At 60.1% G+C, this 14,076-nt stretch carries 12 protein-coding genes; 6 read left to right on the forward strand and 6 right to left on the reverse strand.

What is annotated here, in order from left to right; all coding sequences use genetic code 11:
- A complete protein-coding gene (gene tsaE / locus D4A39_RS05455; protein ID WP_119917669.1) occupies window positions 1–429 on the reverse strand; it encodes a tRNA (adenosine(37)-N6)-threonylcarbamoyltransferase complex ATPase subunit type 1 TsaE in 429 nt (142 codons plus the stop codon).
- Window positions 419–1,930: an NAD(P)H-hydrate dehydratase gene (locus D4A39_RS05460; protein WP_119917670.1), complete on the reverse strand. Its 1,512-nt coding sequence runs from the start codon at window positions 1,928–1,930 to the stop codon at window positions 419–421. The genes tsaE and D4A39_RS05460 overlap by 11 nt, the downstream gene beginning before the upstream one ends.
- A gap of 83 nt (window positions 1,931–2,013) precedes the next feature.
- On the opposite strand from D4A39_RS05460, the gene queG reads away from it, so the two are divergent.
- The gene (gene queG / locus D4A39_RS05465; protein ID WP_119917671.1) at window positions 2,014–3,063 is read left to right on the forward strand and encodes a tRNA epoxyqueuosine(34) reductase QueG; all 1,050 of its coding nucleotides are present in this window, start codon (window positions 2,014–2,016) and stop codon (window positions 3,061–3,063) included.
- A 63-nt stretch (window positions 3,064–3,126) separates the two neighbouring features.
- On the opposite strand, the gene orn is transcribed toward queG, so the two are convergent.
- The gene (gene orn / locus D4A39_RS05470) at window positions 3,127–3,672 is read right to left on the reverse strand and encodes an oligoribonuclease (RefSeq protein WP_022985259.1); all 546 of its coding nucleotides are present in this window, start codon (window positions 3,670–3,672) and stop codon (window positions 3,127–3,129) included.
- A gap of 82 nt (window positions 3,673–3,754) precedes the next feature.
- On the opposite strand from orn, the gene rsgA reads away from it, so the two are divergent.
- The 5 genes from rsgA to D4A39_RS05495 all read left to right on the forward strand — a co-directional run bounded on the left by rsgA (window position 3,755) and on the right by D4A39_RS05495 (window position 9,271).
- The gene (rsgA, locus tag D4A39_RS05475; RefSeq protein ID WP_022985260.1) at window positions 3,755–4,804 is read left to right on the forward strand and encodes a small ribosomal subunit biogenesis GTPase RsgA; all 1,050 of its coding nucleotides are present in this window, start codon (window positions 3,755–3,757) and stop codon (window positions 4,802–4,804) included.
- Between the two features lie 103 nt (window positions 4,805–4,907).
- Entirely contained in the window at window positions 4,908–5,723 is an 816-nt protein-coding gene (locus D4A39_RS05480; protein WP_119917672.1) for a sulfurtransferase, read from the forward strand.
- Window positions 5,724–5,751: 28 nt separating this feature from the next.
- Window positions 5,752–6,615 (forward strand): archaetidylserine decarboxylase, encoded by an 864-nt coding sequence (asd, locus tag D4A39_RS05485; RefSeq protein ID WP_119917673.1) that lies wholly within the window; start codon window positions 5,752–5,754, stop codon window positions 6,613–6,615.
- A 135-nt stretch (window positions 6,616–6,750) separates the two neighbouring features.
- Window positions 6,751–7,884, forward strand: a complete 1,134-nt coding sequence (locus D4A39_RS05490) for an alpha/beta fold hydrolase (protein ID WP_022985263.1) — start codon at window positions 6,751–6,753, stop codon at window positions 7,882–7,884.
- A 355-nt stretch (window positions 7,885–8,239) separates the two neighbouring features.
- Window positions 8,240–9,271 carry a glycosyltransferase family 9 protein gene (locus tag D4A39_RS05495; RefSeq protein WP_233552426.1) on the forward strand — a complete coding sequence of 344 codons (1,032 nt, stop codon included), beginning with the start codon at window positions 8,240–8,242 and terminating at the stop codon, window positions 9,269–9,271.
- Between the two features lie 120 nt (window positions 9,272–9,391).
- Here the strand turns inward: D4A39_RS05495 and D4A39_RS05500 are convergent, their stop codons facing one another.
- The 3 genes from D4A39_RS05500 to bioD all read right to left on the reverse strand — a co-directional run bounded on the left by D4A39_RS05500 (window position 9,392) and on the right by bioD (window position 14,048).
- A complete protein-coding gene (locus D4A39_RS05500) occupies window positions 9,392–11,497 on the reverse strand; it encodes a metallophosphoesterase (RefSeq protein ID WP_233552427.1) in 2,106 nt (701 codons plus the stop codon).
- Window positions 11,497–13,248 carry an alkaline phosphatase D family protein gene (locus tag D4A39_RS05505; RefSeq protein WP_119917676.1) on the reverse strand — a complete coding sequence of 584 codons (1,752 nt, stop codon included), beginning with the start codon at window positions 13,246–13,248 and terminating at the stop codon, window positions 11,497–11,499. Before D4A39_RS05505 ends, D4A39_RS05500 begins: the two co-directional genes overlap by 1 nt.
- Window positions 13,249–13,403: 155 nt before the next feature.
- On the reverse strand, window positions 13,404–14,048 hold the full coding sequence (gene bioD / locus D4A39_RS05510; RefSeq protein ID WP_022985267.1) for a dethiobiotin synthase: 645 nt from the start codon (window positions 14,046–14,048) through the stop codon (window positions 13,404–13,406).
- Window positions 14,049–14,076: the final 28 nt, after the last annotated feature.

Below are 14,076 nucleotides of genomic sequence, written 5' to 3' on the forward strand. Positions count from 1 at the left end.
TCAGTCACCGACCCAGTCCAGGGTCGCCTTTCTTCCGTGGCCATCCACAGCCAGTGTAATGATCAAATCCGGCGGCGGCGCCACTCCGGCCCCGCGCTCCGGCCACTCCAGCAGACACAGGTCACCAGAGCCAAAATAATCCCGCACCCCGATCAGTTCCAGCTCTTCCGGATCTGCCAGTCGATACAGGTCAAAGTGATAGATATGGACGTCACCCAGCTCGTAGGGTTCCACAATTGTATAGGTTGGGCTCTTTACCGCCCCCTCATGCCCCATGGCACGCAGGATACCGCGAACCAGCGTGGTTTTCCCGGCCCCCAGATCGCCTTCCAGATAGACACAGCCACCGCCGGTCAGTCGGGCTGCAAGGCTGGCCCCCAACGCCAGGGTGGCGGCTTCGTCAGCGAGGGTCTGGTGTTCAATGGGCATACAGGCTTCCTTCGTTCAGTTGTTCCCGCAGCGCACCCAACAGATCGGTGGCGAGCAAGCCGCGCTCACCGGCCTGCCGGGCGCACCGGTCTGCCGCCCGGGCATGCGCCATGGCGCCGAGACGGGCAGCATCATACCCGTTCAATCCCTGGGCCCGCAGCGCCGCGATCACCCCGGTCAGCACATCGCCCATACCCCCGCTCGCCATGCCCGGATTGCCGTCCACGATCAGGGCACGACAACGCTGGCCGGCGGAATCCCCCTGAATCAAGGTGCCCAGCCCTTTCAGCAGCACCGTGCCGCCATAACGCGCACTCAGGGTTTCCAGTGTGGCAAAGCGGTCAGACTGTATCTCCGCGTTGCCCACTTGCAGCAACCGTGCCGCCTCACCGGGGTGCGGTGTGAGCACCCAGTCGTGGGCGCCGATGTCGGCATGTGCAGCCAACAGGTTAAGCGCATCGGCATCCACCACCAGCGGCTTGCCACTGGCCAGCACCCGCTCCAGCAACTGCTGCCCCCAAGGCCCCGTTCCCAACCCGGGGCCAACGGCGATGACCGTGGCCGACTCGATCAGTTCATCCGCTGCGCCGCTCTCGTCAGCGCCACGCACCATGATTTCCGGTTGCCGGGTAATCGCCATGGCCACATGCTCCGGCCGCGTCAGCAAACTGACCTTGCCCGCCCCGCAGCGGGCCGCCGCCTGGGCCGTCATGATCGCTGCACCGGGAAAGCCATGATCGCCCCCAACCACCAGCACATGGCCATAGCACCCCTTGTGGCCATCCGCGGCTCGCCTGGGCAAAGCGGCGGGCAGCTCCTCCGGCACCGGGACACGACAATCCGGCGAGACCTGCTGATACACCGAGCGCGGGACCTGCAGATCAAAAAACAGCAACTCGCCAGCGAACACCGGCCCCTGACCGGTTAACAGTCCGCGCTTCATGCCGATAAAGGTACAGGTCAGATCCGCCCGCAGTACCGCGCCCAACGGCATGCCGGTGTCGGCATTGAGCCCGGAGGGAATATCCAGTGCCAAACGGGGCACCGGCAGGGCATCCAGCCCTGCCAGCAATGCGCTCATGTCATCACGCAGGGCGCCCGACAATCCGGTGCCCAGCAGACCGTCCACCACCACATCCGCCTCCACAGGCAAGGCGTCCTCATGGAGTGGTTGCTGCGGGATCGCCAACCCCTGGCAACGCTGCGCCATGGTCAGCGCATCCCCGCTGAGCGTATCCGGCGCGCGGGTATAAAAAATCTCGGGTTGCAATCCGGCCCGGTGAGCCAACGCCGCGACCACATAGCCATCGCCGCCGTTGTTGCCGCCGCCACACAATACGGCAATACGACGCGCTTCGGGCCAACGCTCACACAGGGCATCGAAGGCCGCTTGCCCGGCCCGCTGCATCAGGTTGGCACCGGGTGTGCCAGTCGCAATGGCAAGGCGATCCAGTTCGCGGGTCTGTTCAGCAGTAAATAGCACTGTGGGCAGTGTGGTCATGGTACCCTTGGTCCTTTGTTGTGCGCCGTTGCGTACCGCAATATCCCTCATTATACCCACGGGAACCGGCCGTTCAGAAACCCATGGATCTTCAGCAGCTAAAGGAAAACATCCAGCAATGGGGCCGCGAACTGGGCTTCCAGCAGATCGGCATTGCCGACACGGATCTGTCCGCCGCTGAAGCGGACCTGAAAGCCTGGTTGGCCAAGGGCTATCAAGGGCAAATGCAGTGGATGAGCGCCCACGGCGACAAACGTTTTCGCCCTGAAGCGCTGGAGCCCGGCACCCTGCGAGTCATCTCTGCGCGCATGGATTACCTGCCACCCGATACCCAACCGGTGAAAATGCTGGGCGAAAAAGACAAGGCCTACGTCTCTCGCTATGCACTGGGCCGGGATTACCACAAACTGATCCGCAAGCGACTTGCCACATTGGCCGCCCGAATCCGGGCGGAAGTGGGCGACAGCGAACTGGCCCGCGCCTTTGTGGACAGCGCCCCGGTGATGGAAAAGCCGTTGGCGGCCAAAGCCGGGCTGGGCTGGCAGGGCAAACACACCCTGGTGCTCAACCGTGAGGCCGGCAGCTGGTTTTTTCTCGGTGAAATCTACACCGACATCCCCCTGCCCGTAGACCAACCCGGTGAAGACCATTGCGGCAAGTGCAAGGCCTGCATCACCGTGTGCCCCACCGACGCCATCGTCGCGCCCTACCAGCTGGATGCCCGCCGCTGCATTTCCTACCTGACGATTGAGCACGATGGCAGCATCCCCGAGGACCTGCGACGGGGTATCGGCAACCGCATCTTCGGCTGCGACGACTGTCAGTTGATGTGCCCGTGGAACCGTTTTGCCCGGCACACCGGCGAAACCGACTTTCACCCCCGCCACGGACTGGGCGACAGTGACCTGGTGACATTATTCCGCTGGAACGAAGCCGACTTTCTCGAACGCACCGCCGGCTCGGCCATCCGCCGGGCAGGCTATGCAAAGTGGCTAAGGAATATTGCGGTAGCGCTGGGCAATGCCCCCACCTCGCCGGACATTATCCTGGCGTTGAAAGAACGCCTGGATTACCCGGACGAGACGGTACAGGAACATGTGCAGTGGGCGCTGGAACAGCACCGAACGCCTTAGCCTTAGAAGCGACGCTCCTGCGGCGAGGGGTTTGTGTGTTGCGTGCCGCCTGATGCGTTGCCGTCAGGCGTCAATAAAATGCTCGCGGTAATACTGCAGCTCGGTGATGGATTCGCGGATGTCATCCAGCGCCAGATGTTTGTTTTCTTTCTTCAGCCCTTCCAGGATCTCGGGCTTCCAGCGTCGCGCCAGCTCTTTGAGGGTGGACACGTCCAGATTGCGGTAATGGAAGAAGGCCTCCAGCTCCGGCATGTAGTTGGCCAGAAAACGGCGATCCTGACAGATGCTGTTACCGCACATGGGCGACATGCCCGCTTCCACGTACTCTTTCAGGAAATCGATCGTCTGCGCCTGGGCCTGCATTTCACTGATGCGACTTTCCTTCACCCGGGCCACCAGCCCGGAGTTGTTGTGGTGTGTGGTATTCCACTCATCCATGCCGTCGAGCAACGCATCGCTCTGGTGCACCGCCAGCACCGGCCCTTCTGCCAGCACGTTGAGCTGGGCATCGGTAACGATAGTGGCGATCTCGATGATGCGGTCGTTTTCCGGGCTCAGTCCGGTCATTTCCAGATCAATCCAGATCAGGTTATTGCGCTTGTCGGTCATGGGTGGCTATCTCTCGCTACGCGGTATTCAGGGGGCATGGTAGCATGCCCCCATCGCAAAGCAGGAAGAACCCGACACCACCGTGGCCAAACGCAAACTCAATCGCCGCCAGCGCTGGCGCATCGAAAAGATCCAGGCAGAAAAGCGCGAACGCGCCCAGCGTCGCAGTGAGCAGCTGGAAGACCTGGTGGCCGACGACCTGGGGGATGAACAGACCGGCATCATTACCGCCCATTTTGGTCAGCAGGTGCTGGTTGAAAGCCCTGATGGCCCGAACGGCAAAGGCAAACAGCTCCGTCGCTGCCATTTTCGCGCCACGCTGGAACAGCTGGTCGTGGGTGACCGGGTGATCTGGCAATCCCCCCAGAGCGAAGGGCTTGGCGTCGTGGTGGCGATCGACCCTCGCGACAACGTCCTCAAGCGCCCGGACCCCTACGGCAACCTGAAACCGGTCGCCGCCAATGTGGATCAGATGCTGGTGGTCTTCGCCCCCCTGCCCACCCCCTCCAGCACCCTGCTGGACCGCTACCTGGTCGCCGCGGAACTGTCTGGCATTCCTGCCACGCTGGTGCTCAACAAGGCCGACCTGATCGACGAAGAGCTGCGCCCGTTCATCGATGACATGAAAGCCATGTATGAACGGCTCGGCTACCCGGTGCTGGAACTGAGCGCCCATGACCCGGCAGGCCTGACTCCGCTGCACGAGGCACTGAAGGGCAAAACCTGTGTGTTCGTGGGCCAATCCGGGGTCGGCAAGTCATCCCTGGTGAATGCCGTGCTGCCCGATGCTGAACTGGATGTGGGCGATCTGTCAGCCAACTCCGGGTTGGGCCAGCACACCACCGTCACCGCCCGCCTGTTTCACCTGCCCACCGGCGGTGAACTGATCGATTCCCCCGGCATCCGCGAATTTGGCCTGTGGCACATCAGCGAAGAAGAGCTGCTGCACGGTTACCGCGAACTGTCCGAACTGGCCGGTTACTGCAAGTTCCGCAACTGCTCACACCGCAACGAACCCGGTTGCGCCTTCCTCGATGCCGCCGACAGCGGCGCCATCAGCGAGGAACGACTGGCCAACTTCTTCCAGATCGCCGACACCCTGGACGAAGAGGGGCGCGACCGATACCAGTGAACAGTTAACAGTGAACAGCGAATAAGGGACAATGCACCGCAACGCCGATAGCGATATCCTGTTTTCGCTGTTCACTATTCACTGTTAACTGTTCACTGATCCCATGTTGCCTCTGCTGCTAGAACCCGCCGAACTCGCCCAGCATCTTGATGATGACAAGCTGCTGATCATCGACCTGAGCAAGCCTGCGATTTATGTACAGGCCCATGTGCCGGGGGCAATCCATCTGGATTTCAAACGCCTGCAGAGCGGCGCGCAGCCGGCGCCGGGAATGATCCCGGATGACGATACCCTCAGTGACCTGTTTTCCAGTCTGGGGCTGACACCGGATACCCATGTGGTGGCCTACGACGACGAAGGCGGCGGCTGGGCCGGCCGCCTGTTGTGGACGCTGGACGCCATTGGCCACAAGCACTACAGCTACCTCAACGGGGGTATCCATGCGTGGCTGGCGGAGGGACACCCCACCAGCAGCGACTCGCCCGAGCCGGTGGCCAGCGAATATGAAGTGGGTGAACACGACCCGCTCACGGAAGTGCACCTGGACTACCTGCTCGAGCATCACACCTCGCCCTCACTGGCCCTGTGGGACTCACGCTCGGAAGAGGAATACGCAGGGGTACGCGCCTTTGCCCAGAAAGCCGGCCACATTCCCGGCGCCATTCACTATGAATGGACCGACGCCATGGACCGCAGCAACAACCTGCGCCTGCGACCGCTGGATGACATCCGTGCGGAACTGGAAGCCCGCGGCATCACCCCCGACAAGGAAGTGATCTGTCACTGCCAGACCCACCACCGCTCCAGTTTCTCCTGGCTGGTGGGCAAGATTCTCGGTTACCCGCGCCTGCGGGGTTACGCCGGTTCCTGGGCGGAATGGGGTAACCACCCGGGCACCCCGGTGGCCAAACCCGACTAACCTGTTTGATTACTCTAAGGATGTTCCCTTGAGCCTACGCGACAAGCTTTTTGTGATTCTCCAGTATCTGGTGCCCCAACACGGCCTCTCCCGGCTGGTGGGCTTTCTTGCCCGTAGCGAAGTGCCGTGGATCAAGACCACCTTCATCAACGTATTCATGAAGAAATTCGGCATCGACCTGTCTGAGGCCGAGATTCAGGATGCGGACCAGTTCCCCAGCTTTAATGCCTTTTTCACCCGCGCCCTGAAACCGGACGCCCGGCCCCTGGAAGCGGACGCCGCCAACGCCATTGCCTGCCCGGCTGACGGCGCCGTCAGCCAGCTGGGCGCCATCCGTGCCAATCAGGTGTTTCAGGCCAAGGGGCATGACTACTCCCTGTATGACCTGGTCGGTGGCGACAGCGCCCTGGCCAGCGAATTCACCAACGGCCAGTTCGCCACCATTTACCTGTCACCGCGGGACTACCATCGCGTACACATGCCTTTCACTGGCACCCTGCGCGAAACACGTTATGTGCCCGGCGATTTGTTCTCCGTGAACGAAGCTACCGCCAACGGGGTGCCCAACCTGTTTGCCCGCAACGAGCGTCTGGTGTGTATCTTCGATACCGACAATGGCCCGATGGCGGTGATTCTGGTGGGCGCCATGATCGTCGCAGGTATCGAGACCGTATTCTCCGGCCAGGTCACCCCGCTCCCCAAACAGGTGGTGACCACCGACTACCTGCGCACCGCCCCGGTTACCCTGCAAAAGGGCGACGAGCTGGGCCGCTTCCTGCTGGGCTCCACCGTGGTACTGCTGTTCCCGGAAGGCAAGGCCGGTTTTGAACCCGAGCTAAAAGCCGGCAGCGTGGTCCGGGTGAAAGGCGCGCTGGGCCACTACACTCCCTGATTCCCTCAGGTTACCCGTCAATGACCGTGATGAATGGGGTAACCGCAAGGACGTCAGCGGCGGGCCGCACGGCAAGTGCACCCGCCGCGTTCTTCCCTACAATGGCCGGCCCGAATCACAACGCCGGTGCATTGCATGCTCACTGACACCCTGCAGCAGAAAGCCCGCCCATGGCTTCACCGCCTGGACAATGGCCGTGCTCGCCTGTTCGACGCAGAGCGCCTGAGCCAGGCAGAACAGACCCCTTACGACACCTTGTTCGACGATGGTCTGGTCAAGCTGCGCTACTACCCGCCACTGCAGGAAAAAGCCATTCCTCTCAGTGACGGAACGGTGATGCCCGTCAGCGAACACACCCAGCGCACCCCGCTGGTGTTGGTCGCGCCGCTGGCGGTGAACATGCTGATCTATGATCTGTTCCCGCAACGCAGCCTGGTGCGCTACCTGCGCGCCCGCGGTTTTGAGTTGTACATGGTGGACTGGGGGCGCCCGGGTAAATATCACAACCACCTGAGCCTGAGCAGCTACTTTGCCGACTACCTGCCCAAGATGTTGGTACAGGTGCGCCAACACAGTGGGCAACAGCAACTCAGCCTGCATGGCTGGAGTTTCGGCGGGCTGTTCAGCCTTTGCTACACCGCTCTGGGCAATGATCCGGATATCCGTAATCTGGTGCTGGTCGGCACCCCCTGCGACTACCATCGCAATGGTGCACTGGGCGCCCAGTACCGGCGACTGAGCCGCCAGGCAAAGTGGATTCGCAGCAACACCGGCCTACGCATTCATGACGTGCCGGCGCGCCTGCTTCGCTCCCCCGGCTGGATGAACAGTCTGGCCTTTAAACTCACCAACCCGGTGGGCAGCCTGCAGGGTTACATGAATCTGGTGAAGAACCTCCACGACCGCGAATTCGTGGCGGCCCATGCCACCAATGGCGCCTTTCTCGATGACATGGTGGCCTACCCCGGCGGCGTCATTCAGGACATCGTTCGCTATCTGTGGACCGACAACGTGGTCGCCCATGGCCAACTGCCCATGGCCAGCAGCGAAGGCAACCTGAGCCGCGTCACCGCTAACATTCTCAACATTACTGGCGGTGCCGACCCCATTGTGACCCGTGACTGCAGCCTGGCCATGGACACGCTGGTGCGCAGCAAGGACAAGACCTACCTGACCATCGATGGCGGCCACATGGGCATTCTGGGCAGCAGCGCAGCACAGACGCAAAGCTGGGGCAGGATTGCTGAGTGGCTCATAGAGAGGGACTAGCTGCAAGCGGCAAGTCTGACGCTGCAACACAGATTTGCCCCTGCTTCAGCCCCAAAAACAGAAGCCGCGCTCAAGCATGAGTGCGGCTTTTTTTGTTGCATACCGTAGGCTTGCTCACCTTCGACCGGATGACTTATTGGCGCCAAACTCAACGATCTCGAAGGGATACCCTCTGCTAAAAAGTCGGGAACCACTTTGGGTTTTCCAGTCCAACCAGGCGTAGGCCACAGCCGATAGCGCCTTTCCTGTTGTCATCTGCGTGTCACAGGCTGTGGGTAGGCTGGTTCTCCATGTTAAGGATGACACTCCCGCTGCTGCCATGCCTCGCCAGCTGATTCTTTTTCCCTGCAGTCACATGGGTAATCTGCTGATTGCCTTGCCACATCTGAAGGCCATGCTGGCTGCTCAGGAAGAGAGCTTGCTGGTCATTGATCAGCGCTATCAACCCATTATTGCCATGGCGCTACCCGGCGAAACCAGGGTGCTGTGGTACCCGGATGCTGAACTGGCCTCTCACAAGTCCTTTCTGCATCGCTCCCGGTATTATCTGCGTTTTCTGCTTGCCCTGCGTCGCTTTCGCGCTGAACACAGCGTGGATATCGAGGGGGAACAAAAATCAGCGACACTCAGTTTGCTCAGTGGCGCCACCACCCGCCACGGCCCTACTCGTCGACACAGCCGCTGGTTTTACAGTCACAGCCACGGACGTGATTTATCCGGCCATCGCTGGCAAGACTACGCGAGCCTGAGCTTGCCTGCTGCCACCTCACCCGCTTGCTATCTTGACCTCAACGCTACAAAGGCAGGCCTGCAGGACATTGCCCAACATCCGTTGCAGCCCACCCTGCAACCGACGCCAATACTGATTCACCCCGGTGCCACCAAGACTTACAAGATGTGGCATCCGGAACAATTTGCCAGTCTCTGCCAACGACTGCGCCGGCTGGGCGCGACCCCGATTCTGATCGGTGCCGGCGCAAAGGATCGCGCGCAGATTGAGCGTATTCAGACCTTTCTTTGCGAACCCGCCATGAACCTGTGCGACCAGCTCAGCCTCGAGGCACTGGTGGCCCTGATGCAGCAGAGCCGGGGGTATGTGGGTAACGACAGCGGTCCGATGCATCTGGCTGCAGCTTGCGGGCTTGCCACGGTTGGATTGTTTGGCCCCACCAACGACACACTCTGGTCGCCGCTATCCCGTCGGGCAACGGTGTTACGCCAACGCCAGTGCCATTCGCAATGCCAGCGCAACAGCTGCGTCATGGACAGCTACCCCTGCCTGCAAGGCATCACCGTCGACAGAGTCATTGCTACTCTGGAAACCCTGGGAGCACTGAATGGCGACCAGAGTGTCTGTGGACATCACCGCCCGACGGTGATGCGTTAAACCTCAATACCACGCACTTCCGGGAACTCGCCTCCCACCACGCGCTCTTTTTCTTTCGCCAAAAAAAAACCGCGGAGCAAGCTCCGCGGTTTCGTTCAATCAGGGCGAACCCCAACGATCCTAAAACCGGTCAAACAATCCTGCCAGCAAATTGGTGATCGGCGACAACAGATCCAGCAGCGGCCCCAATGGGCCAAGCACCCGTTCATCCAGTTGTTCCGTCACTTCACGCACCACCGTCAGCAACGTGGAAGACAGTGCATCCCCTGGCAAGGTCGCATAATCCCCCGCTCCTGGAATCTGGTTGAGCCAAAGCACATCGGTCACCAGCGATTCCAGTGTGGCATGAACCGTACCCACCAGCTGCTCCCCGGTGGCCGAGGTATCCAGCATTACCAACTGCTCGAGGGTATTGGCCAGACCAAGCGATACCGTGGACAACACGGACGTCAGCCCTGCCAGCACCGGCACCTCACCAGGCACCTGCTCTTCAATACCATCGAGGATGTTATTCAGGTTACGCGCCAGCGCCACAAGCGGGCCTGCAATAAACGCAATATCGTCGACGGTACTGCCTTCACCCGGCGCGACACCCGCATTACCAAAACCGTCTGCCAAAGACGCAAAGGCTCCGCCCAGCTGGTCGAAGGGAGCAGGCAATGCTTCAGTATCTATGGCTTCAAGCTGCTCGGAAGCCGCCAGCACCGCCTGCAGAGCCTGCTCAATCTCGCCGCTGTCACCGCTCAAAATAGCCGCGGTAGCCGCATCCAGTGCGTTAAACAGGATGTCGGTACCGGCCAACATCTGATCAAACACCTGTCGCTGCTCTTCAGGCAAATGGCTGCCTGCCTGGGTAAATCCGGCGAGCAGGGTTTCACGCAGCTCCTTGAGCGGGCCGGTAAAGTCTGCATCGAAGCCCTCCGGCAACGGCAGCGGCAAGGCATAGCCCCCCAGCGCCTGCCCCGAAAAATCATTGCTTGGGGCGATCATTGCCATGGGTTGTTTTTCGAAGCAATGGGTATAACTGGGGGTGAGCGTATCACTACCGCTCGCAACCACACCGAGTCCTTCTGTGCCGGGCTTCACGGTGTAGGCCTCAAGACACAGGGTGGCCGGTGCCATGGTGTCCGGGTCGGCTTCGGTTGCTTTGACCCAGAAGAAGCCATATTCATCGCCCTGCTGAAAGCGGGCCGCATTGCGTTCCGGGTCATCAATGGAACGGGTCTTCCCGGCTGCACCACTCACCACAAACTCTGTGCGCCCGCAGGCCGGAACAGCTTCAAGCACCTGAAGATCATGGTCATGCCCGGCCAGGAAGAAATCGGTTTGATCACACACCGCTTCTTCCATAAAGGCTTTCCAGCGCTCACCAGCCAACACCGGAAGAATTTCACTGGGCACACCATCATAGTTACCGGCGTTGCCATGCGTGCCGTTGGAGAGATAGGGGTGGTGTGCCATGGCAATCTTGAACACCGCATTAGAGCTGCCGATTGCATTCACCGCCCAGTTGCGTTGATCAATACCATAGGTGTGATACGCGTAAGCAATATCCGGGTCGGCAAACCCTCCCGCAATGGGGTTGGAATCCAGCGCGAAGAAATCCACCAGCGGGCGCCCGCCCAGGGTCGTCGTCCCGGCACTGTGTTGGTAGTAACGATCCGGCATGTTCCAACGGTTAGACAATTTGCCGTCAAAATAGGTGTAGTCCACCTGGAACATGCCACGGGCGTTCCCCGCGCCATCACCGCCCACATAGCCGGTGTTGTCATGATTCCCCAGCACCATATAGAAAGGCAGTTGTACCGGCTCAAAAGGCTTTTCAAATTTATCTTCGAACTGGGGATCATCCACACTGGTCACCCCGGATTCGTAGATATTGTCGCCCAACCCTACCACCAGATCGCAGCCAGGAAAGGCCATATCGCTAACGAATTCATCCTTGCGGTCACACACCTCGGCAATGGCTTCACCCACCGCATACTGACCTTCTGAGCCGCTACCGGAATCGCCAATCACAATAAAACGCAGGGCGGCGGGGGGATTCCCCGATGCGCTTCCATCGCCCCCTCCCTCGCCATCATCTCCCGCCTCACCACCAGGGTCTGAGGGTTGATTCGGGGTCGCAGAGTTACTGGAGCTGCCTCCGGAGGAGCCCCCGCTATCACCACCACAGGCGACCAATGCAATGGCCGCAACCAGCGGCAATACTTTCCACGGGGACATCATGACAACACCTCTTTACGTGATTTGACCCCACCGACGGGGGAGGAAACAGGAGGATGAAACAGGGCGGTGCGCAGGGTGCGCGGGCGTGACACAGGGCCATCTTCCACGATACGACTATCGCCACTTTTCACCGCAACAACTTTGGTTTTACGGGTATCAATCTGGCCACGCAGATCATAGGAGTCGATGCTTTGCGCGTAATAGAACTCCCCTTGGGCCCGGTCGCGCGTCACATCCACCAGAATGAACCCGCGGGATTTTGCTTCCACGTAACGGATATGCGGATTGACTACCGGAATCAGCACGCCGGCCACCTCGGCCGCCCCCTCCGGAAAGCCCGGACTGGTCACGGCCGGCGTCACAAACTCTGCCGCCAGCGGCTTGTCGAAAAGGTCGCCAAGAAGGGAACCCGGATTACGGTAAATTTCATTGGCCCAGGAGGTATGAATATCACCAGTCAGGATCACCACATTGTCGATGTCGTGATCGTCGATGTGATTGAGAATGGTCAACCGATCGGCTGCATACCCGTCCCACTGATCCATGTTGATGGCGGACAGATTGCCGCGAAGCTGCGCACTCCGCTCATCCAGACTGGGAATTTCCAAAATATTGAGCTGGGCGAACATTACCTGCTGACCGATAAAGCGCCAGTGGGCATCAGACTGGCTGAGCGCCTCCAGCAGAAAATCCATTTGCTCGCTACTGATCAGATGACGGTCTTCATCATTGCGTGCGGGATCCAGCGGCACCGTCAACTGGGCATCACGCCCCTCAAGACGGGTATCAAGCATGGTCAGATCAATCAGATCACCAAAACGGAACTGTCGGTAGATCACATCGTGATTACCCGGCTCGCGGGGACGAATCGGCAGCCATTCGAAATACGCCTGACGGGCAACCCCCTTTCGGGTTTCCCAGTCGCCTTCCGTCAGCGGCTGGTGGTTACTGGCACCATCGCGGTAACTGTTATCGGTGGACTCGTGATCATCCCAGACCGCAATCATCGGGAACTGCTGATGTACCGCCTGCAGATCTTCATCGGTTTTGTACTGGGCATGACGCAGGCGGTAATCCGACAGGCTGACCATCTCATGAGAAGGCTGCGGTTCCCGCTCGGGGAAGTCGCCGTATTCGCCGGCCCCATACTCATACACGTAATCACCCAGGTGCAGCACAAAATCCAAGTCACCCTGGTTGGCCACCGCCCGGTACACCGAGAAAAAACCATAGGGAAAATTCGAACAGGAAACGACGGCAAAACGGGCGCGATCGATGAAATCTGCGGCGGCGGGAAAGGTGCGCGTCCGCCCCACTGGAGACTGCGTCTCCCCCACCTGAAACTGGTAGTAATACCAACGCCCGGCAGCCAGCCCGTCGGCATCAATCTTGACGCAGTAATCCGCATCCGCATTGGTGGTGGTCGTATACGAGGAGACCATCTGCTGCATGGCCGGATCGCTGGCGACCTTCACCTCCACCGGCACCACCACGCCGGATTGGTCCGGGGTCACACGAGTCCACAGGATCACTCTGTCCGCCAGCGGGTCTCCAGAGGCCACACCATGCAGAAACGCCACAGATGGCAACGCATCCGGACCGCCGGGCGGCTCAGGATCAGCAGGAACATTTGGCGCGGGATTATTGACCACCGGGGTGGAGGAGCTGCTTCCCCCGCCACAGCCTGCCAATGCCAGTGTGGTGCCGGCCCCGATAGCCTGCACAAGATTACGACGGATTCGATCCATGCCTTACCCCCTGAAAAGCTGTCATCAACAACAGCTTTCCAAGAGTAGGCAGGAAATTGCACGGCAACAGTGAGCCTTGGGTAGTAGCACTGTAGTGCTATGTAGCGACCTGTAACCGCCCAGTTAAACGTGACGAGGGCGTGACATACGCATGTTTAAACGATGGCAAACGCGCCCGGCAAATGCTGGCGAAGGGTCAACAGATTTTCTTCGCGCACGTCCATATCCCCAAAACAATTGGCCATGGTGCCGGCGTACTGCAAGCCGTCCTTTTCAATCGCTTCAGCCGTCAGCAACGCATGACTGATGCAACCCAGCTTCATGCCCACCACCTGAATCACCGGCAACGCCAACTCCTTGGCCAACCCTGACAACATTTCCCGATCATTCAGTGGGACCCGCCAGCCCCCGGCACCCTCGATGAGAATCAGATCGGCTTTGTGCGCATTCAGGGCCCCGCGCACATAACCTGCCAGTCTGGCCAGCGTCACCACCTTGCCTTCCTGCTGCGCGGCAATATGCGGCGCGATGGCTGCTTTGAGGGCGACGGGATTCACCGTCTCATAGGGAAGCTTCACCGAGCTGGCCGCCATTAACTGCAGCGCGTCCTCGTTCTGCCAGCCATCAGCTGTCGCTTCGCAGCCAGCCGCAATCGGCTTGAGACCGTAGCAACTCAGCCCCGCTTCACGGGCACGCTCCAGCAGGCGACAACTGACCCAGGTCTTGCCAACTTCGGTATCGGTGCCAGTGACAAAGAAAATGCCTTTCAGGGCAGGAAGGGGTGGTTTCTGATTTTCCATGGCGTTCTGACTCAAGAGTGGGTAGCTA

Source organism: Alcanivorax profundi (assembly GCF_003597125.1).
Lineage (GTDB): Bacteria > Pseudomonadota > Gammaproteobacteria > Pseudomonadales > Alcanivoracaceae > Alcanivorax > Alcanivorax profundi.